Source organism: Chryseobacterium cucumeris (genome assembly GCF_001593385.1).
GTDB lineage: Bacteria > Bacteroidota > Bacteroidia > Flavobacteriales > Weeksellaceae > Chryseobacterium > Chryseobacterium cucumeris.
In genome coordinates this window covers 848,788-875,071 of the sequence record NZ_LUVZ01000001.1, presented here as the reverse complement: position 1 = coordinate 875,071, position 26,284 = coordinate 848,788, and the positions used below count along the sequence as shown (strand labels likewise).

Sequence of the window (26,284 nt, the reverse complement as noted above, 5' to 3'; positions counted from 1 at the left end):
TGAGATTCGGGATATGATGGATAAAGGACATTAAAAAAGTTTTAAATTTCCTGCCAATCTAAATTCCGTAACAAAATAACCCGAATCCCGAAACCCGCACCCCGAATCTCGAATCCCGAACCCCGGAATTCACCCCACAACAGTTACCATCGAAATTCAACATATCAGATATTGACAAGTATCATTAAAATAACTTTAAAAAGAAATTAAAAATTCCGAAATTAGCGGTCTAATTCAAATTAAATCTTTTCGAACAAAGCAAATTATGGAGCAAAACATTTTAGATTGTGTGATCGTTGGATCTGGGCCTTCTGGTTTCACAGCTGCTATCTACGCAGCAAGAGCAGACTTAAAACCTGAATTGTATACAGGTTTGGAGCCGGGCGGACAATTAACAACCACTACTGAAGTGGATAACTTCCCAGGGTATCCAGCCGGGATTACAGGTCCTGAAATGATGATGGATCTGCAAAAACAGGCAGAAAGATTTGATACCAAAGTTCATTACGAAATGATCACCAAAGCTGAATTCTCCAAAGAAGCAGGCGGTGTTCACAAATTATATGCAGGAAACAAGGAGATCCTTGCCAGAACAGTTATTATCTCTACAGGAGCTACAGCAAAATATTTAGGTCTTGAAGATGAGAAAAAATATGCAGGAGGCGGTGTATCAGCTTGTGCTACGTGTGACGGATTCTTCTACAGAGGAAAAGATGTTGTAGTAGTAGGAGCGGGAGATACAGCTGCTGAAGAGGCTACTTACCTAGCAAAGCTTTGTAAAAAAGTAACGCTGTTGGTAAGAAAAGATGTTTTCAGAGCGTCAAAAGCAATGGTTCACAGAGTGGAAAATACGCCGAATATTGAAGTGAGATTCCACCATGAATTAATCGGGATTGAAGGAGAAAACAGCCTTGTAGAAAGAGCGGTAATCATCAATAATCAGACTCAGGAGAAGTCTACAGTAGATGTTGAAGGGATCTTTATTGCTATCGGTCACAAACCGAATACAGATATCTTTGTGGGTCAGGTAGATCTTGATGAAAACGGATATATCGTGACTGAAAAAGGGTCTTCAAGAACCAATCTTCCGGGTGTATTTGCGGCCGGAGATGTTCAGGATCATATCTACAGACAGGCTATTACAGCTGCGGGAAGCGGATGTATGGCGGCAATGGATGCAGAAAAATATTTAGCTGAATTACACGGATAGTATTCAGTGTATACAATACAAAGCGTACCCGAAGGGTGCGCTTTTTTGTTCCTATATACCTGAGCTTTGTCGGGTAATCGCAATGTCGCAAAGGTTTTTTTTACTTTATGTATGATTTTAAGGTGTAAGAACATTTCGACTTCGCTCAATATGAGATTTTCAGTAAAGAATATACGTTATCAATTTTATCGGAGATAAAATCTTTGCACCTTATAACAGTCTTTTTTTAATATTACTTGCGCCTTTGCGCTTACAACATTCAACATCTCTCCATACCCAATATTCGCTAAGAAATTAGATAAATAGCTTTCTTTTCCAGAAATATTTCCAAAATCCTCATGACCATCTATATAACAACTGAAGACGTACACATTCCCCTCCTTTGGAGGGGTGGCAAAAATTCTTTGAATTTTTGACGGGGTGGTTACGACTATACGATTGAGTAAAAGTGATAGATAAGTTATTATGATCATCTTGTTTTGCGTAAAGTAAAATCCCTAAATTAGCCCATAATCAAAAACAAAATGGAAACAAAAATCATAAAAGTTACACACGTTACCGGAACTTACATCATTGAAGTTCCCAATGGAGCCCTTAATGACATGAAAACCCAGCTGGACAAATGCCTTAATGATGAACAGGGTGCTATTGTAGTAAAGGGAGAAGATGGAGATCAGTTTGTATATCCGTCTGATTTTTTAAAAAACAGTTTTATTTCCATTGTTGATAGGGAATAGGGAAGGTTTTCAAAAAATAATTCCCCTGATTCCTAGTCTATTATTAGGTTTTGTTAAAATTTGTGTGGGAAAAGTTTTGCAGAAATTAAAAATCGTTCTATATTTGCACCACTGAAAACAACGGTATAGCCGGAGTTTAGGGAGAGTTGGCAGAGTGGTCGATTGCGGCAGTCTTGAAAACTGTTGACTGTAACAGGTCCGGGGGTTCGAATCCCTCACTCTCCGCAAGATGCTAATTAGTACTTTAAAATTTATTTTTTAAAGTTTCCAAAAAGCACTAAAAAATAGATTAATCCTGCAAAATCAATGATTTGCAGGATTTTTTTGTTTATGGCTACTGCCATAATTTTCAAAAATACTCCAAATGTTTGTGGCAGATTCGTGGCAATATTCGAAATCTAGAAAATTGCCACAAATACAAGCACAACTATTTGATAGTTAACCTGTAAACAGTTTTCACGACTTGATTTAAAGCGCTTTTAGTTTGACATTTATAACCCTTAAAATGTTGAATTATGTTAGAGCAGAGTTATGGGCTAACCTTCTTTTTGAAGAGCTCAAATGTAAAGAACAAGACCACCCGTCACGTTTATCTACGAATTACCGTAGATGGTGTCCCTAAAGAAACTTCCACTAAAAGAAAGTGGGATGTAAACAGATGGGATCAGAAGGAAGGAAAAGCAACAGGAACAAAAGAGGATGCAAAGGCACTGAATTTTTTTCTGGAATCATTGACCACTAAAATCAATAATCACAAAACTGATCTTTTAAATAGTGGCGTTCCTATTACTGCAATAGACCTTATTAATTTTGTAAATGGAAAATACAAACCCCGCAATAAGGTACTGGAAGAATTTCAGGAGCATAATGATGAAATAGCTGCCTTGGTTATCACAAAGGAGTATGCCAAAGGTACACATGACCGCTATATTACTGCACGTTCGCATGTGCAGGAATTCATCAAATACAAATATGATAAGGAGGATCTGGAATTCAGTGCACTAAACTATGCTTTTGTAAAGGATTATGATCTGTACCTTAAAACTGTCAGAAAATGTTCCAATAATACTTCTCTAAAGTATATCAGCAATTTCAAAAAAATAGTTCTAAGGGCTGTAGCTAAAGAAATCATCCCCAAAGATCCCTTCAAGCTTTTTGTAAGCAAGAAAACCAAAATAAAGAAGAAACCACTGACAAAGGCGGAGCTTAGAAAAATTGAAGAAAAAGTATTCAGTTCCGAAAGGCTGACCGTGGTACGTGATATTTTTGTGTTTCAATGCTATACCGGATTATCATATATCGACGCATATCAACTCAGATGGGAAGACATCAAAGAGACCGACGACGGTAGTATGTGGATCATGTCTAGCAGGCAAAAGTCTAAGTCGGACACTGAAATCCCACTCTTGCCCAAAGCACTTGAAATCATTGCTAAATACAAGGATGACCCCTTGTGCAAAAAAAGAGGAACTGTACTTCCGGGTAGGTCAAATCAGAAAATGAATGAGTATCTCAAAGAAATCGCCGTTCTCTGTGGGGTATTTACTCTACTCAACACGCATAAAGCTAGACGAACCTTTGCCAGTACCGTAACCCTTAATAATGGGGTTTCGATCCATGTTGTAAAGGAAATGCTGGGCCACTACTCTGTCAAACAGACCGAGGATTATGCAATTACCGAACAGGCCACAATTGCAAGGGAAATGAAGGAGCTAGAAATGAAATTGAAAGGAGCCGATCAATTCAATACCAATCTTGTAAAATTCCTCCAACAGCTCGAAAAAGAATTTCAGGAACTTAAAAATGCACAGGCAAAAACTATCGATGCTTCGTTTACCAATAGATGCGATGCTTTCCAAAATATGCTCGAAACAGTCAAGGTGATGATATAAAAGGAACAAATAAGCTTCAATACAAACAGGTGTATTGAAGCTTATTTGATATTCAGCCTTTGGGTCTTTTCAGTATTTCTACCGTACTGCGGTATCCGGGATGATAAGAAGGGGTATATTTGATATAACCCAATTCCTGAAGCTGCTTAAAATACTTATGGTAGCTGGGCAGGGTATTGATATGTGAGAGTGTCATTAATTTACTTCGACTGACCCTAATGATCCATTTTTCATTTTGTCTATATGCAAGTCTCGCTATTGCGACCAATAAGGAAATATGCCATACATTCAACAATGGATCTCCTGCGATATAATCCAGGAAGTCGAACCATCTTTTTGGATCATTCGTTTTCATCACTGAATATTTTTTGAAGGTCTTCGCTATTGTAATAATATGACCCCAGTAATTTCTTGAATCTAATTTTCCCGGTGATTCTCAGATTTTGCAGTGTAGCGGCTGAGATATTAAGTTTTTTTCGGATCGTTTTGCTCCGCATCCATCCAAACTCCTCAGAGTCTTTATTATCTTCTAATTTATTGTCAAGAAGATTCCCAATGTCAGAAATGATCTGATTTCTCAGAATTTCGAGATCTTTTTTTGTAATTGTATCCATATCTAAGATTTTTGATTTACTTCAAAAATCTTGTTTTAAGTAACATACCGAAGTTATATGGTATATAGTGGTATCATTTTTCCGATATTTGCCAAATACCGTATGCTTTCTATACTTAATGGAAGAAATAATTCATTATATTCGTGATAAAATTAAATATGTTATATATAATTCCTACCAGGTTTGGCTTAGGAGTAGAAATCTGGGGAACCTATGATGATTTGAACAATTTTTACGAAGTAATCAGCAAATTCTGGAATGATGAAAATAAGGTCAACAAAAAAGGATTTGATAACCGTGATACCCTGATCAGTGGTTTTTCTTATGAGATACGAAAGGCAAAAGAAGGCAGTCGATTAAAAAGGGATAGCAATCATTTAACATTTGAAGAATTACCTTACCTGGGAGCTACCATATCATGGGTTCACTTTTTGTTTTCACTTACAGCATTAAAATTCAATATGAGATATGCTGAAACCAATAAATTTGATCTCTCACAAATTTTACTTGTCGAGTTTTGGTTGGAAAAAGCGATGTATAGTTATGATGAAGTTGGAGCAGGAAACTTAAAAGGTTTTATAGAAGATGGTCTTTATGGCGGAAATAATCATATCTATCAATATATGAGAAGTATAAATCTTGACTTCTTTCTTTTGGGAGGCGGGAAAAAAGCATTTAGAAAACTTCCTGATCTCTTAAACGTGGAGTATATTACTCTGAGGAATATAGCGGTTATGAGAAGTTTCTGACCACAGAAGCAAAAAGGCTTGACTGCGAAATTTCTGATCTTGAACTTAGTGATGATAATTTTAATTATGAAGGATTAAAATGGTAGAAAAAATGAACTACTTCACCGACGAAACCCCCGTCCTTTTTTAGGAGGTTTAATTTGAATTTGTTGCTTTTTGCTTTGAGTAAGTTTTTCAGCTCTATCAATGGCATATTTTTTAAGACTGTCACTAAAATATGTATTAAACCATTGGATGTTCTTATTCATTATTTGACAGTTTGCATTATCGTTCAGATAAAATGCAATTGAAAGAGGCACGCCTACACTTGCAGTATCTACAAATCTAATTATATCAAAGAGGTCAAAATGTTTATTGACTCTTATGATGCCCTCATCATAATTAAATTTTATATCATTGGCACTTACATCATGTTTGCCCAAGGCGACACGGTCTATAACCCTTGAAGTTGCCAAACTAATATTGTCAAGCCCAAAATAGATGAGATTGGTCTGATAATCCGCATCCCTGAATATCTTAGCGACCTGGGCTGCCATATCGGTTGAAAAATTACTTTCAAATGCAAAGCCCTTCTTCAGAGATAAAGCAGTCTCTATTTCTTTTTCCAGTCGTGAAGGTACACCTCCTTTAAGTTTCTCACGGTCATAATTTGGATATCTGCGCAAAAGTTCCGCATAGATTTCATCGCCATTGAAATAAAATACATTTTCAGGAATAAAATCACCACTATAGGTCGATTTTCCTGCCCCATTAGGACCTGCCAAAAGAAAGAACTGTGGCCTGCTCATGATTAAAGCTAATTTTTATCATTGACATAAGCCCAACGTCCTTTTCCAGCTGGCAAAAGCTGCTTTATAAAGAAATACTTTCTGTTATCAGCATCAAAAGCCACAAGATCTTCTGAGCCATCAGGATTGGCACTGATAAATTCTCTTTCAGCGGCACATCTGCCATCTTTATAGTGCAGCGATACTCCTTTTGCAAAAGCCTCACGGTAAAGACTCTCTGTGGTCTTAATGCTTTTATCATGTGTTTCTCTTATTGTCCGTCCTTCAGGCATCATAGTATTAATAACCATATTCTCCTCTTGCCATTTTTCCATAAGATCCTCCAATAAAAACCTCATTTGGGAATTCTCTTTTAGATTATCCTTTAATTCCGAAAGCTCTTCAATTGGAATAAAAAGCCCTGTCTGAACACCTTTATTATTTTTAACATTACTTATTCTCATAGAACTAAAAATTGATTTATTAAACAAATTTAAACATTATATTTTTCAAAAAGAACCCGGCTATTTCTATATGAAGATGACTCTGTATTAAGTGACAAATTCTCTTTCAAAATATTTGAATTCTTAATTTATTAGGTTGTTTTTGCGATTACTGCAATTATGATATTTGAAACAAAACAAAAATCACATTTTTTGGTTATAGATATTTATTATTGTACTGAGAGGTGTTGTTTTTCCTTTAGTTTCCTAATTTACATCCATAAGAATAACAGTATAATATATCTTATAAATCATTTCTTCACACTGCTGCACTACAAGAATATTATTCATCAAGGGCTTTATTTTTGCGTTTTTTTACTTAAAAATCAAAACATAAAATCAAGGCAGACAATACCATTCTCAAACATAATATTCAAGACTACGGTATAAAGTCAGAAATGCAATTTAAACAACAATAAAGTGAATGCCTTTACTTTTATGTTTTTACATGGATATAAGATCGATATAAATATGAGCCTATTGATTATTGCACCTATCCTTTCATATTATTAAACACTTTGTCAGTTGAAATATAGAAATATGTGTTTTCCTGCTTTAGTATATTTTTAAGGACATATCTATTAAAATAATTTAATTCAATTTGTAATGGTCTATTATAATCTTTTAAGTTTTTATGATCCTGAAATTTTAGCATGAGTTCGTTCATTCGATTCCGAAAATATGAATTTACTTTTCTTTCATTTGCAGAATAATCATGTATGTATCGCATTGAAGAGTTAATAGCAAAATATATTAAAGCATAGGCTTTTGATAGTGGAAACTTAGGTAATAGATAGTCAACTATTTGTTCAATAATCTGATCGTCAATTTTTATTTTAAGATATTTACCTGATTGAAAATCAATATATTCCTTAACTTCAGAATAATAAACTTCTTTCCATAATACCTCCTTGTCCTCAAAACCATAAGATCTCTCCTTAATGATTGTAGCGAGTTCAGAAAGTGTAAATAACCCCTCCGATGATTTATTTATATTGAGAATCCAATTAATTCCTGACGATTTTATATTAGGTAATGATTCATTTGATAAATAAAAAGAATCAAAATAATACATATCAGGAATTAGAATTTTTCGGTCAATAAAATTACTTATTATTGAGTAATACTCCTGAGAAATTCTGTGTATTTGAAACCTATTTTGCTTAAAATTGGAGAAATCTAAGAGATCTGTTGTATTTGAATAAGACTCAATAAGCAATGCAAGATGAATTTCATCGTAAATACTTAGGTCGTTTAGTGTATAATTCAAATTATAGTTTTCGATATAGAAATCATTCCAAATCATTTGCAAAGCTCTTCTCTTTTCCTTGATTTTGGCATTCTTTTTATTAGAACATTGCTCACAACAACAGTTTCCAGAATTATCATGTTTACAGTTTCTACATAGTTTAACTTCCTCAATATAGCTACCAGTTCTTTTTATTTTAGTATAGATAAAACCATCACAATATTCACAAGTTTCACTACTAAGCTTATAAGGCAATTGTTTGAAAAAACTGTCCGTTTTTGTTATTCCATATTTTGTTCTAATTTCTAGAATTTTAGCTCCATTTTTATAGTCTGTACTTATTGCATCAATCTCTATTTCGGAAAATATTTTTAAGGAAGAGGAAGGATTTTCAAAGTAATATTTTTCTTGCTCCATTTTATGACTTTTTATTCATTTAGAGGTTCATTTGATTGGCAAATCATATTATCGGAACTCATTAATTATCTTGTTTCCAAGGAATAATATTAATTGATAATCTGTTTTTAAATTTTATTCTTTAAAGTTTGCCTGATTTTTAAAAATATAAATTTTTCATTTAATCTATTTAAAACTTAGATGAACGGTATATTAATTAAAGTGATTATTGTTGTATTAGTCCTACTTTAAAAAAAATCAGATGCTGAATTATGGCGTTTTAACTAGAAAATGGTTGATAAGGCTTAAACATTAATAATGATATAAATGCAAATTGATGTTTAAAGACTACCGTAATCTAACAATTAACAATATATTTGGAACCTAAAAAATCCAATTCAGAAATATAATGCCAAACATTGATATAGATCTAGACTCAATAAAATTTTTTAAAAGAAATACTGATGCCATATTTACTAATAGAGGCTTTTATTATCAGTATTTACACCTTTTAAAAAAATGGGTAACCAATTTTGTAAATGGTATTGAGAATCCTATTTATACTGAAGTGGATAATGACATTAAAGAGGTTGGGAATGATTATGTTTTTACCCAATTGAAATGCTATTCATCAAAGTTCAGTTTAAATTCCAAAGAAATCAAACAATCTATCTTTGACTTCTTTATTACTTACCTAGACTATAGGCAGAATAATGTCTTTCCTGTTTTTTCTTTTGTGACCAACTCTGGTATTACACAAAATGAAAAATTATTGGAAAAATGGTTTAACAGAAAGGTCTTTGATAATAACCTCGACTTGGCTGTTTTAAAGAAAAAGAACAAAGAGATACTCAAAGGTGAATCCAATAAAATCAGACAATCGAAACTTAATCGCCAAAATCTTTCAGATGATAAAAAGCAAGAAATAAATAAAAATTATAAAAATATCTGTTCCATTTTTGAAGACGATTTGCTTATTGAAGATTTCTGTAGGGCTGTTCACTGGGAGTTTGGAGAGCAAACAACAGAAGTGGCTATCACTAAACTTAAACAAGAGATCTTTACCTTACTAAATGACAAAGCTTTCAATGGTAGGTCTACAGAAATAATATTTAGGGTTTTGCTTTCTGAGATCAATAGATGTTCACAAGAAACTGAGGTCTCTAAAAGATGTGTCACTATTTTAGATTTACAAAGGCTTTTAGATTTAACAGATGTTGACATTAAACATAAAATCGATGCGAAATTCATCCATTTAATTGGGGTTGAAATCGAAGAATTAAAAGAAAGGCTTATTAATATTGAAGCTATACAAGAGAAACATACTTTAGTTCTTAATAACTTAAAAATTAACGAAATAGAGAAAACTGATCTTACGTTGATTCCCTATCTTAATAATATAGATGATGTTATTGGATGGAACAATGAGATCGAGGAAATTTATGATATTCTTAATCAAAAGAGCCTAATATCAATTTACAATTTTGGAGGTGTTGGAAAAACAACATTTGCAAAAAAGTTTTTGAGTAAATATCGAGATGATTTTAATAATGTTATTTGGCTAAATGTAGAAGAGTCTCTATATACCGCATTAGTTTTAAATGAACTCTTGATTTCTAATTTACATATCAAGTTAGATAAAGAATTGACCATTGAACAACAATTCAATATAATAGTCAATGAGCTTGATAAATATGGAACTAACAATCTTATTATACTGGACATCCAGAAAAATGTAGAAAATGTCACTAACCTAAGTAAAATTGTTAGCTTAAGAAATTGGAAAAAAATAATTCTTTCTCGTACTCATTATAAATTATATTCTCCTTTTCAACTTCCTCATCTGAATTTTGAAAATGCAAAGAAACTATTCGAAATGCATTGTACAAACGAGATAGATGATACTGTTTTTAAAGGCTTTTTAGAATATATTGAATTCAACAATCTAATTATTGAGCTCGTAGCCAAAACAATCGAGAATGGATTTGATCTAACATTAGAGTTTATTTTTGATTCTTTAAAGAAGCAAGATCTCAATAATCAATTGCTAAAAATAGACATTGAATTGTCCGATGAAGAGAGTAAATCTGTCCGAATTTTTGACTTTATCCTTCAAAAATTTTCGATCGAGGGGCTCAAGAATGACGAGAAGTGTTTTCTTGAATATCTCTCATTGTTACCATCCTCGGAAATTGTGATTGAAGATTTAATACTAATCTGCGGTAAGGATTTTTATGATGGGAATAAAGTCCAATTTATCAATTGGGCGAATTCTTTGGAAAAAAAAGGGTTTATACAATATGAAAATAACAGAAAAAGTATCCGAATACACAAAGTGCTACAAGATGCAATTGTATACTCGACAAGAAATGGGAAGGCTGCCTTTGCTAGTTCAGTCCATTATACAGTCTGGCTTTCCGGTAGATTATCAGACGGTTATAATACCCCAAAGGAATCCTTCAGGTTTTTAAAATATGCAGAATCTATTCTAAGTACAATTAAGGAGGAATACCGAACGAATATTATCTACCAACCGCTTTTGATGCTCGAAAATGAATATCTACATTTATCGTCCTTTTTCTTTATCCGGGAAAATACCTCAGAATTATGGAGAGATCTGATTGAAAGAACCGAGGGCTATTTAGGAAAAGAAGATATTTCTTTAGCTTCTATTTATAATAATTTGGCATTAAGTTTAAATAAAGAAACCTCAATACATGAAGTTATTGAATATCTGAAAAAAGCTATTAAGATTTTTAGTAAAAAAGCCTATTCCCTTAAGGAAAAAGCATTACTAATGTTTATAACCACAATAAATAATTTAGCTCAAGCATATCTTTTCATAGATGATTTTGAAAACGTCATTAAATGCTTCAATAAAGTTTCTGCACTACGAAAAAAGTATAACTTTTATAATGATGCCCAAATTGGAGTTGGATACACGATATTGTCAGAGCTTCATCGTATTATGAATGATTTTGATCAATCAGAATCGCTTATCAAGGAGGCTATTAAATATCATAATTTAATTCCTATTGAAAAGAGAAATGACCTTCTGCTTTCTAGTTATTACAATAAGCTTTCAGAATACTCTTTACTCAAAAATAATCTTCAAAATGCTGTTGTTTATCAAAAAATATGTGTCGAGATCTTGGAATCGCAGGAAATAGTAAACTCTCAAACCATACAAATGTATAAGTTTTTGATATCTTTAGCTAAAGCTAATAACGATAATGATCTAAGTTTAATCTATGAAAATAAACTTGAGTTAATGCAAGAAAAGGCGAACGATTAAAAAGCTTTGAGGATATTGCATAAGAAATAAATAAGTAGCTTTTTTGCTTCTATACCCAATCGTAAAGTTTATTTTTTCGATTCACGTACTAATACATTTCTTTCTTTTTAAATTCAGGGAAATAGTTCTATTAATACCATAATTGGGTAAAAGTAGATTTCATCAATACTTAATCTATACCCGACTTGAAGGCTGAGAGCATTACCTTCCACAAGGTAAATTCTTTAAGTATCTTGCCTTTCATTAATCGGTCAAGAAGAAGAATAGTTCAGAAAATGATATAGATCCTTAAGTGTTGCTCCTGTGTCTTCTTTTCACTTAGTATAATATTGTTTTACTGTCAAAAGTTTTTACAACTAATATTTATTCAATAAGGAATTCTAGAAAATAGCAATGTCCATGATCATTAGTAGCATTTCCAAATGTTATTTTCAATTCGTTGAAAATCCACGTTCTAATGATATTTTTCTCTGGATTTTCGTTTGAAAAATCAAAATAGCCTTTATGATCGCAGTCAGCTCCAAATAATTTAACAATTTTATTTGTTAGCAGTTCTGCTTCTCTGTACATTGTAAAGTTTGCATTTACATGTCTTTGGCAATATAACGTAATGGAATTTTTATTTCGATATATTCTATTAAAGTAATTAAAAAAGATATGAGAATTTATTTGTCTTATAGATTGTTCTATTAAAATATTGTCTATATTATCTTTTAAAATAAGACTATTTTCTAACTCATAATCTAAAATTCCAAAAAATGAATCGATCTTATTCTCTTCTTGTCGTAAAAAAGTTGGTCCTCTATCTAAAAATTCATTGACGTTATATATTCTAGTTCTGATATTAAAAAACTTGTATGTAATATAAGCCTTTGTTGAAAGCCCTTTATCCTCTGTTATTAGGAAATCAGAGAAAGAAGCATACCATGCATGATTAGCATCAATAGTTATACTATTTAAAGATTGTGTTTTTCTAAGCGGCTTGTCTTTAGTAATATTGTATAACTCTAAAGAATTAAAAAAGAAAATGAATTTATCATAATCATTATAACTATCAATATTGTCAAATATTTTATTCATCATTTCTGTAAAGGCAATGTCTTTAAAATTTTCTTGAAATTTTAGATCAAATTGATCTTTCCATTTTTCAAAACTATATTTATCACTGCTCACATATTCTTCAATTGACTTTTTTATATCAATGACTTCTTGTTTATCAGTTAGAAGTTTTTTTCCAGAGCTGAATAAGCATTCCAGTATATTTCCAATAGTAAGATTATCATCGCTAGGAAAAAATTTTTTAAGAATTTTATTTTCTTTACTTGTTTGATCAATGTTTTCAAATGGAGGTAAAGAAATGTCCCATAGAATATTCATAAATTCTTTTAAATCATTTAGCGAACCATTTTCAGCTTGTGGAAATAGAGTCTCCATTAAATTACTTTTTAAACTTAAAAAAATTTTAGCAACATCAAAGTCTGTATCATAAAAAGATTCCGTAGGCTTTGCCAATAAACAATCAGTAAATTTTCTTATCGGATCATAATTGAAATAGTGGTCTTTCGCATATCGCTCCAGTAGTAGTAAATCTTCCTCCCAAAATGCTTTATCAGAATTTGCTAAATCTTCATGGTGAGCATGAGAATAAGTAAAAATAAAAGTATCCTTCAACTGTTCCATTAATTTCTTCAATGCAGGATTATAATTTTTCTTACCTTCTTTTATTGTTGAATAGATATTTTTATCACAATATATTCTCATCATATGGTAACGTCATTATTAATATTAATGAATTCATTTAATGTTGTTTATATCAATTTTCAATGTTCCGAGTGTTTAGATAGGACTTCGTTGATTTTTATATTATCTAGTCCAAGCTTATGTAAAAAACAACAAATAAGTAAGTATCTCAATTGTTTAGTTAAGTTAAATAAATCTATGCCTTCCGCTACCTTCTCATTGGGCAACTTATTATAAAAATGTGAATAGTAATTTCTTGAGTTTGCTGCATATTCTGTGTCAATTTCTCGAATGATTAAAACTTCTTTAGCAAAGAAGTTTTTCAAATTTCTGAATCTGCTTTCGAGAGATTTATCTTTTTCCGGCTCCTTATCAAAGAAACGACGATGGTATCCATCTAGTGCCTGAGCAATAATCAAATAATCAGTACTTTTGAAAATAGGTTTATCTTGTATACTGTCAATGAGATGGTGAAGAATAGGCATTATTTTTTTGTCAAAAGAAAACCATTCTTTGATTAGATTTTGAAATTGAAATTCAATACTATGGAAACTAAATAAGTAATTCTCATTTAAGGACTTATTGTTGGTGATTGTTTTATTAAATTGTTTAAAAAATAACTCAATAGGGAGAGGTATTTTTTTGTTATCATTTAACTGGAGAAAATGATTTGAAGAATAAAGACATAAACTAAGAAAACTATTATGGTTAAATGTAGCCATATTCAGGAACGATTGAAATCTGTGTGCTTTATTAATTAAATGAAAGAAACTGGTAGGTTTGTCACTTTTTATAGTAACTATATACCTTTGTTTTACAGTAATTTCTTCTTTGTAAAAATCAGTATAATTAGCTATTGCACTAATGGAGAGTTCAAAATTTTCATTAATGTCATAAAACAATTTATTTTCATCTTTTGTATAAGACAATGTAAAGTTATTTGTTAGCTTATTATCTACAATAGGAATTGATAATTGGACAGGATATGAATTCATCCAAGGGGTTAAAGATTCCAATTCCAAATCAATTTCCTCAAAAATATTATCTTCTTTAGAAAGCAGATGTATACCTTTAAAAACATATAAAATTTTATAGTGGACCAAGGGAAAGGTACTAGAAAGATTCAGATGTTTTTCTCCAACACTTAAAACTATTAGTGTTATTTTATTAGCATTTTTATCTTCTCCCCAAATTATTTTAGGAGGATTACTTTTTGTAATCATTTGCTTTAATATAAAATCAGAATCTATACCAAATCACCAAATAATCTTAAATCAGTCTCAAAATTCGGTTTATAATGTAAAATTCCTGCAATTCGATTTTCGGGACTTTCTGGTTTCCACCAGTAACCTTCCGTTTCAAATTCTTTAACCATTTTTTATTTTATAATTTTTTTAAATTTTATCATTTCAATTCAGAATGTTGATTGAAAACTATATTTTTCTCTTTGAAACAATATTTTTATAATTAATTAATATGGCACTAAATTATAAATTTTCTTAAACTCAATAGTTTATTTCAAAAAATCTTGAAATACTTTATTATTGAAGTGTTGTGTTCACGTTTTTATTGTTGTAAAATGATTTTACAACAATAAAAGCATTTTACAGGAATTATTTATTATATACTGCTAAAACAATACAGAAATATCTCTTTTTCAGAAAATAAATAGCAATATGGACGATTGTATGAGAATTAAGCAAGGGATCCATTAGGTAATTTAAAGCAAAGCAAAGTAAAGTACTACCTAGTAAAGTATATGAAGCGTAGAAAGTAGTATTTTCTTAAAAAATTATATTACACATGAACTGTAAGCAATTTAATTCCATAGGATTGGAAGAGATTCTCTATACTCTCGGACACCTTCCAATCCGTCAAAATGCAAAAGAAGCCTGGTATCTCAGTCCCTTCGGCACTGAGTACCAAGCCTCTTTCAAAGTTGATAGGAGCCTTAATGTCTGGTATTTGTTCTCCGAAGGTATCGGTGGAACCAATACGGATTTTATGCAGAAATACCTGGCTATATCCGTAAAAGGTGTTCTAGAATGGGCATCCGCTCAAAATTTTTCTTCTTTTCACCAGCAATCTCATCAGGCTAGGAAAACACCTACCGAATATAGGATAGATAAGGTACAGGAACTGACGCACCCCAATCTTTTACAATATCTTGGTCAAAGAGGATTATCGTCCAAAGTATATAGGTATGTAAAGGAAATATGGTTTACCATGAAAGAAAAATCCTATTATGCGATTGGATTTCAGAACCAATCCGGAGGTTGGGAAGTCCGAAATCCCTACTACAAAGGTGCTTTGCTTGGTAAGGACATCTCAATCCTGAATATCAGTCCAGCAACCCAGAGCGTTGGGGCTCAACAAGGACATCATGATGGAATTCCTGATGGCAAGGTAGCCGTTGTAGAAGGCTTCATGGACGCGCTCTCCTTCATTGAAATGAAAGGGAGCTATCAAGGAAAACTGCTTGTTCTCAACTCGACAAGTTTACTCAAAAAAGCCATTGATGCCCTGAAAGGCTATATTGAGATCAATCTATTTCTGGATTATGATAAAACTGGCAAGAAAGCAACCAATGAAATTCTAAAGGTTTATCCCCATGCAAAGGACTTTTCACACATCTATGCGGAACATAAAGACCTGAATGCATACCTAATGGCAAAGAAACAGCGACAAGCCGTCCCTGCTCCAAAAGCAGAGGTTCTTGCGAAACAGAAAAATGACGGTGCAGAAAAACAGGAATCGTGCGAGGAAGAAAAAAACAGGCCAACGAAAGGATTGCGCAGAAGGATGTAGGACGGCGCTTTTTACCAAGCTTCCCGCAGAAGTTAGGAGCTCATTCGCAACTTTGAAGGTCACTTCGATCCCAACAAAGTTTCTTCCTCGCCCGCAGGGGCTAAAAAAAGCAGCCAATTGTTGGCTGCCTCAAGTAGAAGAATGTTTGAAGTAATTACTGCAAACGCTTATGAGCTATCACTGCAAATATATCACAATTTAACAAAACAACTATCTTATGAAAACTTCTATCAATTTTAAAGCTGTAAAACCTGATTCTGAGATCCATAATTTTAGAAGAAAAACTTTCGATTATATCCGAAAAGAATTGACTGTTAAAAATGAATACTGGCAGGAAGATAAGATTGGTGACAGACTCAATAAAATTCAGGCATATTGTAAGGAGACATCTGGAAGAAAATTACAGAGCAATGCTATGCCTGTCCGTGAAGCAGTGGTAGTTATTAAGGAGAATACCACGATGAAAGACCTTTTTGATCTTTCCCTAAAGTTGGAAAAGGAACTAGGGATAAGGGTTTTTCAAATAGCCATCCACAAAGATGAAGGACACTGGGACAAAGAATCTAAGGAGTGGAAACCTAATCTTCATGCCCATCTTGTCGCTGACTGGCAAGACCTGAAAACTGGAAAAACATTAAAGCATCAGTCATTTCATTATTCTAAGATGCAGGATATTACTGCTGAATGTCTCGGTATGGAAAGAGGAATAGCAGGTTCGGTAGGCAGGCTGGAAGCGGTAGAGTTCAAAATCCATAAAAAAGAAGAAGAGCTTAAAGCATTAGAAATGAAAATTAATGAGATGCAAACAAAGCTAGAGGGTAATTCATTCAAAGACCTCATTGTTAAAGAGACTGACTTTTTTGGGTTTGAACATATAAAGACTGGAAAGACCATTGAAAATTACGGACAAGCATTTAAACTTTACAATGCCGAGCTGTTAAAAAAGAATGATCTGATCGAGTCCCATCGTAAACAAATTTCAGATGTAAAACTTCAAACCGAATTTCAAAAAAAAGAAATATCTGATCTTAGGAGCAAAAACACGCTGCTTATAACCAATCCCAATGTTTTTGCGGGTGAAAAGAAAAAATATATGGATTCTGTTATTCAGGCCCTGAAAAAGCAAATCCTTTCCGAGCGTTTAATTAACCTTCATTATAGCTCAATGGATGAGAAAAACCTTACCCTCGAAATGAGCAGAATATGTAAAGATCTATCTGAAAAAAATAATATTCCTTTCTCTGCTTTTGAAGAGATCTTTACGACTAGTGAATTACTTCTCGATTTATTTTCCATGTTAAGCTTAGGACCGGCATATAATCTAGAGCCAGAAGATATTCCTCTGCCCAAAAAGAAAAAGAAGAGAAGAAATATAAGATACTAGCAAAAGAAAACTGCAGTGTTTTAAGATTTGAGCCTTATGATATTTGAACGGTTGTTACATACAGTATGCTATTTGATCCAGGGACACCCATTTTTTAGTTATTTCTTTACTTGATTAAAAAAAACTTTAAATTAATATAATAAATGATGTTTATGGAGACTTCTGAACTTCTCAATTATTAATGACCATTTTATATCCAGAAGGAGGTTTATATGAATGTTAATGCGATGATGTTATTTGACAAAGTAATGAATCAGTCTATGGAGCGTTTTTCTGCGCTATCATTTGTTAAAAAGCAGGTGTATATCCATAATACTGAATATTTAGCTAGAAAGGTTGCCTATATAACACAGTTATATACGGCCTGTTTCTCTAATTTTGGATGGCTTTCTAAAGATTCCCGGTTTTATAAACGTATTTTGCAGGGAAACCTCTATTTTGGTTCCGATATTAATAAAGACGACAGCTCTGTTTCTAAGATTATGGAATATCTACCCGAGCAGCAAACAATGACAGAGAATTTTCCACTACCTTTTCATATCCATTTCACTATACTGCCCAATTTCTGTTGTGTAAGCGGTATTATATGGAAAGATAACTTAGAAAGGGTATTTATATGCCTATCCGAGTGCTCTATTCCCAGGGATATGATTGAGAATTCGCCCGGAAGTTATGCCTATCTTTCCGAGTTATTAGAAGAGTATGATTCTGTTAAACATCCTCAACTCCGGGATTGGATCAAAGGGAAGGAACTCAGTATCCATAAGATTCACAATGATTCTAAAAAATACTGGGGCGACAGCTTTTACAGCCATTATCTAAAAATAAAGATGATCGGGGCTCTTGGAGACGTTCTTTTTACTTCAAAAACATTGAAGGAAATCGCCATAAGCCACAATTTTATTAAGTATAACAATATGTACAAGGCTTTTAATAGATATGATATAGACCTTAGTAAAATTTCCAGATTCGCCAAATTGTAATATTTGTTTTGAGATGTAATATATACAGTAATAGGATGAGCAAAAGTCCTTATAATTTTAAGTCATTATGGATATATTTTAAACTGATGATAATCACCTCTATTGGACAAGGACATATCTCTTGGGACGGTGAAAGTATGGGTATGGTCAAAACTGCACATTCCAATCCCAGGCTCAGGAATATTCCTTTTACTCATGCTGTCGTAAATTGGAGAAGGGCGTATAATGCTTACTTTTCCATTGCATCCTGAAAAAATACACTTTGCTTCATGAATAATGGTTGCAGGTCTTCTTTTTAGATCCCTAATAACTTTTATTATGTACATGACACTCATAATAAGTAATAAACTCATCAGAAACACTGAACTGATCTCCCACTTTGCTTTCATAATATATATGAAGAAGAAAACCAGAAGGATGTTAAAAATAGCAATACTAAACAAAGCTGCATAGGCATTGAAAGGATTAAACGCCCTTTCCTTCGGATAATAAACTACATGTGGATACGTGGCAAACTTACCATTACCTATAGGATAAGGATTATAAACACCATTTAAAGTGTCTCTTACATGCTTTTCATGATTTGTCTTAATAGCCTGCAGTTCTTCTAATGAGAAGTATTTTGTTTTTTCATGACAGGTGGGATGCAAAAGAAAGAGATTTTCATATTTATCTTTTTCTTTAATGGGAATATCCCTATAACTTGGTACATTGGTATCATGTCGGGAAATTATATGGGCCTGATGAACGGTACATTCAAGAGTCTCCATATCAATAAAGGGCTCGCGGCAAAGGCCACAAAAACCGCCTGATAAAGCCCAAAGCAGCCTGAAATCTCTGTCGTCAAGCCTTTTTCTGTATTCAGTATTTTTCTTTTTCATATATTTAAAAATACTAATTTATTTAGTTGCATATTTTAAGGGTAAGAATATAGATGATATATATCTATTAAAATTTTAATAAAACATACACCATGAAGTTCAAAGTATCAGAAAAGAGAGCTGCTTTCTTGGCTCATCATTTTTTAAACTATTCCTTTGAAGGAAGAGAGCTCGATATAAAAACTTTTAACACGATACAGGAGCCTATAGAGTTATATTATATCGCCCAAAATCATAATTACGATAATGGCAATGACCTGCTAAAGCATATTATTAATCATCGCCAATGTGATATTCCTACGGCAAGAATGATTTTCTTTCGCTCAGATATAGATGGCTTTATAAAGGATAAAAACAATTGTGAAGACACAGATCTTATTACCTCCATTTTGAAAAATTTTGAGAAGAACTTTTATTCACAGGAGCTATTTTATTATAATCCAGATCAGGATCCGGATTCTTTACATTTTGATCATCAGGAATTTCTTAATCAATATCAATCTGTAGATACCTTATTTTCAAATCCTAAAGGGAAAAGAGTAGAACCTTCTTTCAATGAAACATTTCATCAAAGAAATTTAAAATTTTACCAAGGAAATCTAACTATTACAAATGAAGATGAAAAACTGCTTCTAAAAACAGTCCATAATGAAATATTATTTCAAATTCCTACCGGATTTGTGCGTGTTGATCATGAAAGATACGATGACTTTTTTACGGCATGGAAATTTTCTGAGAACTTAAGAAAACGCTTTGATACCTCTGACAAAGCCCTAAAAAAGGTATTGGTAAAACCCCAGCTTATTGTTGAAAATGATGATTTCATCATAGCATTGAACATTTTTAATAGTAAACCCTTACATTTAACAGACAATGTAACCAATGTTGCAACCATCTTAAGAAATGAACTGGTCTATCTTGAAGCATTCGTCGATATCATTGGGGTTGAAGATGATTTTATCAAATTTAAACGAATCAAACATGATAATAAATGGTTTGTATCGACAAAGGGAATGCAGATTAAAGTGGTAAATATTGAAAATCTCCAATATCTCAAATTACTTTTAGTGGAAGTCGATGGTATTCTATTTTCACTGTTTATTATTACCGATACCCTGGATAATTTTAATAAAGATATCATCCCTGAGATAATATATTCTTTTTCAATTCAAAACTTGCAGGGCTAATTTTGAAATATCGTATATATTTTGCATCCCCCATTGAAGAGTAAAAAACGTGACAAAAAATTAACGAGAATATTTACTCTTATTTTTTAATTTTATCGATGAGAGTTTCAATAAGTTTATTTTGAACACTAAGAAGATTAGTAATTGCGTCCTGATTCTTTAAAATTCCATTTATGAGCTCAGGTGATTCTGCATAAAAATTGGAATGTGGATTACCAATGTTTTGAATACTGCAATCATTATTTGTTATATTAAAGGTAGGAACTTCCTCCAGAAGATCATTTAAGTCGATTTCATAAACTTCAGAAATCTTTAATAGATTTTCAACAGCGGGTTTTGCCAAATCTGTTTCCCATTTATGATATGCCGGTTGTGAAATATTCAATAAATCAGCAACCTCCTGTTGCGTATATCCTTTCTTTTTACGTAGCCTGGTTAATTTAGTGCCGAGAGAAACCATAATATATATTTAATCAGACAAATTTAATGAATTTTAATATAGAAAAACTATACAAATTCATAACCAGCAGTTATTAAATTTATAACCATAAGCATTGTTGCTGAAAATCCATCACGCTATCTTGCCTAAATATTTTAAATGAAATATAATACGACATGTATTGTCGCTGACCCAAATTATCTTTGGCTTATTAACCAATTGGCTTAAAAACAGAAGGATTTAGTTTCATTTATCAGGGAAATCACGGAATGATAAAACAGGGAAAATCCCCATATCTCCACCGATGAAACTGCATTACATTTGGCGGAGCCAAAAAAACCTAAGAACTATGAAAAAAAACTTTTACAGTATACTCTTATTGTATACCGCAATTTCTTTACAAGGACAGCAGGTCCTCTGGCAGAAAGACATCAAATCCTCTACCCAGGATTTTCTAAGCCAGGTCACCATAACAATTGATCAGCAGTATCTCATTACAGGAAGCTCTATTCAAAGCAATAAGCAACAAACATCAGAAAATAAGCAAAACAACGGCTATGATTTCCACCTGGTAAAACTAAACCAGCAAGGAGAAGAAATCTGGGAAAAATATTTCTCAGGACAAAATCATGATTATCTGTCCGCAACTGTTACTACGCAGGATGGCGGATTTCTATTAGCAGGAACTTCTTATTCAGGAAAAGGATTAGATAAAAAAGATGATTCAAAAGGTGGCTCAGATATCTGGCTGATCAGGATCAATGAATTTGGTGATGAATTATGGCAGAAAACACTTGGAAGTTCTTCAGACGAAGAAGCAAGAGCCGTTATCCAGACTACAGATTTAGGATTCTTTGTTGCCGGTAACGTACAGAATTCTTCAAAAGGTTACGGCTCAAAAGATGTTCTAATTACCAGACTTGATAAAAACGGAAAGGAGCTCTCCCAATTAATTTTAGGCGGAAAAGGTTTAGACGAAGTAGAGAAAATGATTCCAACAAAGGATGGTGGAGCATTATTGGGAATTTATTCCAGAAGCGGAGTTGTTAAAACGAATAATCAGCAATCAACGATAAACACTAATACTTCAACCGACAAACCTGCAACCCATAGCCTGTTATCTGCAACCTCAAAGCAAAGCGACAATTTCGGTGAAGGCGACTACTGGATTGTCAAGTTAGACAAAAACGGAAAAGTAGAATGGGAAAAGAACTTAGGAGGGAAAGCAGATGATCATATCAGAACACTGGCTTTAACTTCAACAGGCTTTATTATTGGTGGAGAATCCAGATCAGAAAGATCGGGAAATAAAACAGCAGGCATTGAAGATGGAACAGATCTATGGCTGATTTCTTTAAATGAAACGGGTGAACAGCAGTGGCAGAAGTCCTACAACTTTGGAAACCGTGATGTCCTGATGGGAATAAGTGTGATTCAGAGTCAAGATGCAAGAATCATGAACCAAGACGTCACAAAAGGAATATTGTTGGGAGGTTACACTCAGGCAGAAGAAAGAATCCAGACCGATGATGAAACCTTCTGGATGCTCTATTTGGATCAGAATGGAAATGAACAATGGAGAAAACATGTCAAGGGAGAATCCAGAAAGAAGGAAGAGAGATTGTCTGATCTGAAACTGAACAGAGATGGCTCAATTGTTCTGGCAGGAACCAGTGCAGAAGAGCTAGGAAAAGAGAACTGGAAGGTTGTAAAATTGGGAGACAAGCAAGTAAATCAGCTGATTGAAAAATATGATATCAAAATCTATCCAAACCCTGTTTCAGATTATGCTTATGTAGAAATAGGATTCAACGACTTCAAAGAAGCAGATATTCTTTTATACGATATGAGTGGTAGACAGCTTCAGAATATAAAAACAAAAAACAGAGTGACTAAGATTAATACCCAAGCTTTAGTTCAGGGGGTGTATCTGGTGACCATAAAAATGGATACTAATAAAACGGCGAATGCTAAACTAATCAAGAAATAGACACAAATGAGAAAAAAATACTTAATACTGCCATTGTTTTTTATGCAGTATTTACATTCACAGACTGCAAATTCAAATCCGACAACTGCAAGCAGTCCTATGGATAATATAAAACAAATTTATCCGGCCGCTCCCACTGCCAATAATTTAATGAAATTTGAAGAAGTTCCTGTAAGCTACTATACAGGAATCCCGGATATTAAAATTCCACTTGCAAGTATCCCAACAAATGATTCTAAAATTTCAATGAACGTTTCCCTAAATTATCATCCTCTTAATGCAAAACCTCTTGAGAAATCCGGAGAAGAAGGACTAGGGTGGAGTTTGTTTGCCGGAGGAACCATAACCAAAACCATAAGAGGGAGTTCAGATGACCGTAATTTTGAAGGAGTAGAGAAAAGGGTAGGAATTCTTTATGATGAATATAATTATGCAGGAGCCCACACCAATTATACAAGAAAATATTTAGATGAACTGGCAGTAGGTGGTGTTCAGCATACGGATCAATATAAAAAACTTTTATTTGATGCCCTGTTTTTTAGCCGTTATGATATGGAGTATGACCTTTATCAATATAATTTCATGGGCTATACCGGGCGATTCATCATTAAAAAATCTTCCAACAATAATTTATACGTTGAAAAATTAGATAAAAATAACCTAAAGATTACCATAGGTTCTACTAGCCCTGGTAATGCATTAGAAGTGGCCTCTTTTGTAATTCTTGATGAATATGGAAATAGTTCTACTTTTGATGTATTAGAACGAACCCAGAGATCAAGTATATCTAATAAAATAGGGTATTATGACTCCTATCAAACCAATTCCAAAGATTCTGGTGAAAGTACTACTGCTTTTCACCTGAGCAAAGTTTCTGGCACATCTGGTGCAGAACTGGTAAAGCTGGAGTATTACCCTCCTGCTGAAATTCAATATACAGATCACTCTAATATTACCAGGAATAAGTTGGCAAGTGAAGATCCAAATACTTTGCCTGTAGCAACGACTTTCGATAGCCAGATGCCGGCTTCTTATGAAACGAATACCATAACAAACAATACATTTGTCCGAAGTTTAAAAGATATAGAAATACCGGGAAAAGGAAGAATTAATTTTACCTATCTGCAGGGAAGAGAAGATTCAAACTATAGTCTGCCTCAGCAGCTGCAAAAATTAGATAAGGTTAAAGTTTTTGATTCATCCGGAAAATTACTGGAAACACACCAGTTATCTTACAGCTATTTTACTTATAATTTAGCAGGAGGAAATTTACCTAACAAAACGTTATCACTCTCAAAAGTAACAAAGTTTGATTCTTCTTCCAATAAGCAGTATGATTATGTATTAGACTATACATCCAATCCACAGAATCGTACGTTGGGAACAGATTCATGGGGTTGGTTTAACTGTCCCCGTCCTAATGCTAATCCTCTTTTGGCAAAATATGTTTCACCGGATTGTATCAATATGAATATCCTCAAAAGCATGAAATTGTCTACAGGAGGTATTAGAACTTTTGATTTTGGAGCCAATATGTATTCATTTGATCATCTGGGAATACCTATTGCCAATTTTGATGATAATATTGAAAACTGGACTTACAGTGATGTGAATAATGTTACATTACAGAGTACTTTTTTAAATTCCGCTACTTACAGTTTAGGAAAGGTTCTTCAGAATAAAATATTGGTGCTGGAAAGCGGTCAGATTTTAAACAATGACGATAACATCGGATTTTTATTCTTAGAAAAATTAAACCTGAATCAGGAGTTGGTACAGTCATATGGTTTAATAGGTACGGACTCAGAAATTAATTTAGAAGCGGGATACTTTTATAGAATTAAATTTACCTGGACGAATTCAAACGATCAGGGAACTGCTCTCATTAACTATTCATTTAAGACAAAAAATCCAACACAAAAGCAGTGGCTTAACGGAGGAGGAATAAGAATCAATACAATCAGTTATTATGACAATCCCAATGATGTCACTCCTCAAAAGAAAGTTACATTTTCGTATAACAAATTTACAGATTCAGGAAAAAGCAGTGGCGCCTTGGTATTTCCAAAACCCTTGCTGACTTATAAGTATGGGTATAGTAATAAATTTGTTTCGACTTGTGGAGGAATGTCGGTAGGATACTGTCAATATCCTTATGCCAATGAATTTGCAATCTATTCCTCTCAGAGTTTTCTTCCCGTTCAGAAAACACAAGGTTCTGATGTGGGCTATCAGAATATAACAGTTTTGGAAACAGGCAAGGGCAGAACAGAATATTCTTACACTTCACCTATTGATAAGCCAAATCCCGACTCACACTATATCAATTTTGGATTACCTCCATTTCTTCCGGTAGATAATTATGATTATAAAAGAGGATTATTGACAAGGGATGAAAAAAAGGATAACCTGAATATAAGTCTGTATAAAAAAGATACGGAATATAATATCTATGATTCAAGAGTTCTTACAGGACTCGATGTAAGCTATATCAATTCACCCTACTCAGAGTATTTGTATGCAGGTCATTTTAATTCCTATGAAAATTATTATGCTGGCTGTATACAGGATCAGGGATTAAATGTTTTCTGTGATAACCGCAGTAACATTAGCAGTATGATGCGAATTCTTCCGGTAGAGGAGATTATAGGAAAAGCCAATCCTACGCATTCTGAGACTATAGAAAGTTTTAGCGGGAAGCCTTTAAAAACAATTGAGGATATAACGTATAATACCAGAGATTATCCTATAAATGAAAAAGATACTTTCCCGGATGGTACAGTTACTGAAACCTCTTATCAATACGCCCACGAGAAGGGTAATCAGCTGATGATTGATAAGAATATGATTGGTATTCCATTGGAAACCAAAACACAGCAGACAGCAGATAATATTACGAAGGTAATATCGAGAGAAGAAACGACCTATCCTACGGCTCTGCCTCATTCCGTAACCGGATACTCAGTACTTCCATTGTCGGAGTATTCTTATGATACACTAACCCCTACAATCTCTTCTAAAGAAGTCACTTATGAAAAATATGATGAAAAAGGAAATATTCTTCAGTATAGGGAGAAAGACGGTACGCCTGTAAGTATTGTCTGGGGTTATAACAAGACCCAGCCGATTGCTAAGGTTGTGGGCGCTTTATACAGTCAGATTGAAGGTATGATCGGTACTATCGTATCGAAGTCCAATGAAGATGCAGCTGATCCAACGAAAGAAGCTGAGTTATTACAGGCTCTTGATGTCTTCCAGCCTGCAGGAATGGTAACCACTTATACCTATGATCCTTTGGTGGGAGTAACCACAATAACACCACCATCAGGAATTAGAGAGCAGTATGTCTATGACAGTGCCAACCGACTTAAACAGGTTCAGGTAAGGGAAAGAGATAATGCCGGAACCTACAGTTTTAAAGTGGTAAAAGAATTCAAGTATAACTATAAGCAGTAAACAC

General features: G+C 33.2%; 21 protein-coding genes and 1 tRNA gene. 12 read left to right on the top strand and 10 right to left on the bottom strand.

Translation table 11 applies throughout. The annotated features are described in order from the left end of the window. The first annotated feature begins 265 nt into the window (after positions 1 to 265). From trxB to A1704_RS03885, 4 genes are all read left to right on the top strand, one after another. Positions 266 to 1,210, top strand: coding sequence for a thioredoxin-disulfide reductase (gene trxB / locus A1704_RS03905; protein ID WP_062670632.1), 945 nt, complete (start codon positions 266 to 268; stop codon positions 1,208 to 1,210). A 524-nt stretch (positions 1,211 to 1,734) separates the two neighbouring features. After that, on the top strand, positions 1,735 to 1,947 hold the full coding sequence (locus A1704_RS03895; protein ID WP_062670628.1) for a hypothetical protein: 213 nt from the start codon (positions 1,735 to 1,737) through the stop codon (positions 1,945 to 1,947). Positions 1,948 to 2,087: 140 nt separating this feature from the next. Continuing rightward, positions 2,088 to 2,172: transfer RNA gene (locus tag A1704_RS03890), tRNA-Ser, on the top strand. Between the two features lie 290 nt (positions 2,173 to 2,462). Next, complete coding sequence (locus tag A1704_RS03885) at positions 2,463 to 3,839, top strand: site-specific integrase (RefSeq protein WP_065119512.1); 1,377 nt, start codon at positions 2,463 to 2,465, stop codon at positions 3,837 to 3,839. A gap of 52 nt (positions 3,840 to 3,891) precedes the next feature. Here the strand turns inward: A1704_RS03885 and A1704_RS03880 are convergent, their stop codons facing one another. Both A1704_RS03880 and A1704_RS03875 read right to left on the bottom strand, forming a co-directional pair. Further along, on the bottom strand, positions 3,892 to 4,194 hold the full coding sequence (locus tag A1704_RS03880) for a hypothetical protein (RefSeq protein ID WP_062670626.1): 303 nt from the start codon (positions 4,192 to 4,194) through the stop codon (positions 3,892 to 3,894). After that, positions 4,181 to 4,453 (bottom strand): MerR family transcriptional regulator, encoded by a 273-nt coding sequence (locus A1704_RS03875; protein WP_062670624.1) that lies wholly within the window; start codon positions 4,451 to 4,453, stop codon positions 4,181 to 4,183. The genes A1704_RS03880 and A1704_RS03875 overlap by 14 nt, the downstream gene beginning before the upstream one ends. Before the next feature lie 158 nt (positions 4,454 to 4,611). On the opposite strand from A1704_RS03875, the gene A1704_RS03870 reads away from it, so the two are divergent. Continuing rightward, positions 4,612 to 5,202: a DUF6904 family protein gene (locus A1704_RS03870; protein ID WP_202967936.1), complete on the top strand. Its 591-nt coding sequence runs from the start codon at positions 4,612 to 4,614 to the stop codon at positions 5,200 to 5,202. A 101-nt stretch (positions 5,203 to 5,303) separates the two neighbouring features. On the opposite strand, the gene A1704_RS03865 is transcribed toward A1704_RS03870, so the two are convergent. From A1704_RS03865 to A1704_RS03855, 3 genes are all read right to left on the bottom strand, one after another. Continuing rightward, the gene (locus A1704_RS03865; protein WP_062670622.1) at positions 5,304 to 5,990 is read right to left on the bottom strand and encodes a hypothetical protein; all 687 of its coding nucleotides are present in this window, start codon (positions 5,988 to 5,990) and stop codon (positions 5,304 to 5,306) included. 8 nt (positions 5,991 to 5,998) lie between these two features. Continuing rightward, positions 5,999 to 6,433 (bottom strand): hypothetical protein, encoded by a 435-nt coding sequence (locus A1704_RS03860; RefSeq protein WP_062670620.1) that lies wholly within the window; start codon positions 6,431 to 6,433, stop codon positions 5,999 to 6,001. 532 nt (positions 6,434 to 6,965) lie between these two features. Further along, positions 6,966 to 8,138, bottom strand: a complete 1,173-nt coding sequence (locus A1704_RS03855; protein ID WP_062670611.1) for a hypothetical protein — start codon at positions 8,136 to 8,138, stop codon at positions 6,966 to 6,968. Between the two features lie 388 nt (positions 8,139 to 8,526). Here A1704_RS03855 and A1704_RS03850 point away from each other — a divergent pair, with 388 nt between their 5' ends. Beyond that, positions 8,527 to 11,412, top strand: coding sequence for a tetratricopeptide repeat protein (locus tag A1704_RS03850; RefSeq protein WP_062670609.1), 2,886 nt, complete (start codon positions 8,527 to 8,529; stop codon positions 11,410 to 11,412). 363 nt (positions 11,413 to 11,775) lie between these two features. On the opposite strand, the gene A1704_RS03845 is transcribed toward A1704_RS03850, so the two are convergent. The 3 genes from A1704_RS03845 to A1704_RS25065 are packed head-to-tail and all read right to left on the bottom strand — an operon-like array spanning position 11,776 to position 14,527. Continuing rightward, positions 11,776 to 13,176 carry a hypothetical protein gene (locus A1704_RS03845; protein ID WP_062670607.1) on the bottom strand — a complete coding sequence of 467 codons (1,401 nt, stop codon included), beginning with the start codon at positions 13,174 to 13,176 and terminating at the stop codon, positions 11,776 to 11,778. 56 nt (positions 13,177 to 13,232) lie between these two features. Beyond that, positions 13,233 to 14,375, bottom strand: a complete 1,143-nt coding sequence (locus A1704_RS03840) for an ApeA N-terminal domain 1-containing protein (protein WP_062670605.1) — start codon at positions 14,373 to 14,375, stop codon at positions 13,233 to 13,235. Positions 14,376 to 14,398: 23 nt separating this feature from the next. Next, on the bottom strand, positions 14,399 to 14,527 hold the full coding sequence (locus tag A1704_RS25065; protein ID WP_157885747.1) for an ApeA N-terminal domain 1-containing protein: 129 nt from the start codon (positions 14,525 to 14,527) through the stop codon (positions 14,399 to 14,401). Positions 14,528 to 15,156: 629 nt separating this feature from the next. On the opposite strand from A1704_RS25065, the gene A1704_RS03835 reads away from it, so the two are divergent. From A1704_RS03835 to A1704_RS03825, 3 genes are all read left to right on the top strand, one after another. Further along, complete coding sequence (locus tag A1704_RS03835; RefSeq protein WP_157885746.1) at positions 15,157 to 15,960, top strand: toprim domain-containing protein; 804 nt, start codon at positions 15,157 to 15,159, stop codon at positions 15,958 to 15,960. A gap of 217 nt (positions 15,961 to 16,177) precedes the next feature. After that, positions 16,178 to 17,344 carry a hypothetical protein gene (locus A1704_RS03830; protein ID WP_062670601.1) on the top strand — a complete coding sequence of 389 codons (1,167 nt, stop codon included), beginning with the start codon at positions 16,178 to 16,180 and terminating at the stop codon, positions 17,342 to 17,344. A gap of 227 nt (positions 17,345 to 17,571) precedes the next feature. Continuing rightward, entirely contained in the window at positions 17,572 to 18,327 is a 756-nt protein-coding gene (locus A1704_RS03825; RefSeq protein ID WP_131797468.1) for a hypothetical protein, read from the top strand. Positions 18,328 to 18,392: 65 nt separating this feature from the next. On the opposite strand, the gene A1704_RS03820 is transcribed toward A1704_RS03825, so the two are convergent. Continuing rightward, positions 18,393 to 19,208, bottom strand: a complete 816-nt coding sequence (locus tag A1704_RS03820; protein WP_062670597.1) for an HNH endonuclease signature motif containing protein — start codon at positions 19,206 to 19,208, stop codon at positions 18,393 to 18,395. 92 nt (positions 19,209 to 19,300) lie between these two features. Between A1704_RS03820 and A1704_RS03815 the strand changes: the two genes are divergently transcribed. After that, positions 19,301 to 20,395: a DUF4274 domain-containing protein gene (locus A1704_RS03815; RefSeq protein ID WP_062670595.1), complete on the top strand. Its 1,095-nt coding sequence runs from the start codon at positions 19,301 to 19,303 to the stop codon at positions 20,393 to 20,395. A 79-nt stretch (positions 20,396 to 20,474) separates the two neighbouring features. Here the strand turns inward: A1704_RS03815 and A1704_RS03810 are convergent, their stop codons facing one another. Then, a complete protein-coding gene (locus tag A1704_RS03810; RefSeq protein WP_062670593.1) occupies positions 20,475 to 20,855 on the bottom strand; it encodes a helix-turn-helix domain-containing protein in 381 nt (126 codons plus the stop codon). A gap of 328 nt (positions 20,856 to 21,183) precedes the next feature. On the opposite strand from A1704_RS03810, the gene A1704_RS03805 reads away from it, so the two are divergent. Together A1704_RS03805 and A1704_RS03800 are read left to right on the top strand one after the other, a co-directional pair. Continuing rightward, on the top strand, positions 21,184 to 22,824 hold the full coding sequence (locus A1704_RS03805; protein ID WP_062670591.1) for a T9SS type A sorting domain-containing protein: 1,641 nt from the start codon (positions 21,184 to 21,186) through the stop codon (positions 22,822 to 22,824). A gap of 6 nt (positions 22,825 to 22,830) precedes the next feature. Continuing rightward, positions 22,831 to 26,280: a hypothetical protein gene (locus tag A1704_RS03800; protein ID WP_131797467.1), complete on the top strand. Its 3,450-nt coding sequence runs from the start codon at positions 22,831 to 22,833 to the stop codon at positions 26,278 to 26,280. Positions 26,281 to 26,284 lie beyond the last annotated feature (4 nt).

Bases quoted from the DNA above. Each gene is read 5' to 3' on its own strand.
- A1704_RS03855 (WP_062670611.1), bottom strand. From the start codon at position 8,138: ATGGAGCAAGAAAAATATTACTTTGAAAATCCTTCCTCTTCCTTAAAA.
- A1704_RS03845 (WP_062670607.1), bottom strand. From the start codon at position 13,176: ATGATGAGAATATATTGTGATAAAAATATCTATTCAACAATAAAAGAA.
- A1704_RS03805 (WP_062670591.1), top strand. From the start codon at position 21,184: ATGAAAAAAAACTTTTACAGTATACTCTTATTGTATACCGCAATTTCT.
- A1704_RS03880 (WP_062670626.1), bottom strand. From the start codon at position 4,194: ATGAAAACGAATGATCCAAAAAGATGGTTCGACTTCCTGGATTATATC.
- A1704_RS03860 (WP_062670620.1), bottom strand. From the start codon at position 6,433: ATGAGAATAAGTAATGTTAAAAATAATAAAGGTGTTCAGACAGGGCTT.
- A1704_RS03830 (WP_062670601.1), top strand. From the start codon at position 16,178: ATGAAAACTTCTATCAATTTTAAAGCTGTAAAACCTGATTCTGAGATC.
- A1704_RS03810 (WP_062670593.1), bottom strand. From the start codon at position 20,855: ATGGTTTCTCTCGGCACTAAATTAACCAGGCTACGTAAAAAGAAAGGA.
- A1704_RS03875 (WP_062670624.1), bottom strand. From the start codon at position 4,453: ATGGATACAATTACAAAAAAAGATCTCGAAATTCTGAGAAATCAGATC.
- A1704_RS25065 (WP_157885747.1), bottom strand. From the start codon at position 14,527: ATGGTTAAAGAATTTGAAACGGAAGGTTACTGGTGGAAACCAGAAAGT.
- A1704_RS03825 (WP_131797468.1), top strand. From the start codon at position 17,572: ATGATGTTATTTGACAAAGTAATGAATCAGTCTATGGAGCGTTTTTCT.
- A1704_RS03840 (WP_062670605.1), bottom strand. From the start codon at position 14,375: ATGATTACAAAAAGTAATCCTCCTAAAATAATTTGGGGAGAAGATAAA.
- A1704_RS03835 (WP_157885746.1), top strand. From the start codon at position 15,157: ATGCAGAAATACCTGGCTATATCCGTAAAAGGTGTTCTAGAATGGGCA.
- A1704_RS03815 (WP_062670595.1), top strand. From the start codon at position 19,301: ATGAAGTTCAAAGTATCAGAAAAGAGAGCTGCTTTCTTGGCTCATCAT.
- trxB (WP_062670632.1), top strand. From the start codon at position 266: ATGGAGCAAAACATTTTAGATTGTGTGATCGTTGGATCTGGGCCTTCT.
- A1704_RS03870 (WP_202967936.1), top strand. From the start codon at position 4,612: ATGTTATATATAATTCCTACCAGGTTTGGCTTAGGAGTAGAAATCTGG.
- A1704_RS03820 (WP_062670597.1), bottom strand. From the start codon at position 19,208: ATGAAAAAGAAAAATACTGAATACAGAAAAAGGCTTGACGACAGAGAT.
- A1704_RS03850 (WP_062670609.1), top strand. From the start codon at position 8,527: ATGCCAAACATTGATATAGATCTAGACTCAATAAAATTTTTTAAAAGA.
- A1704_RS03865 (WP_062670622.1), bottom strand. From the start codon at position 5,990: ATGAGCAGGCCACAGTTCTTTCTTTTGGCAGGTCCTAATGGGGCAGGA.
- A1704_RS03895 (WP_062670628.1), top strand. From the start codon at position 1,735: ATGGAAACAAAAATCATAAAAGTTACACACGTTACCGGAACTTACATC.
- A1704_RS03800 (WP_131797467.1), top strand. From the start codon at position 22,831: ATGAGAAAAAAATACTTAATACTGCCATTGTTTTTTATGCAGTATTTA.
- A1704_RS03885 (WP_065119512.1), top strand. From the start codon at position 2,463: ATGTTAGAGCAGAGTTATGGGCTAACCTTCTTTTTGAAGAGCTCAAAT.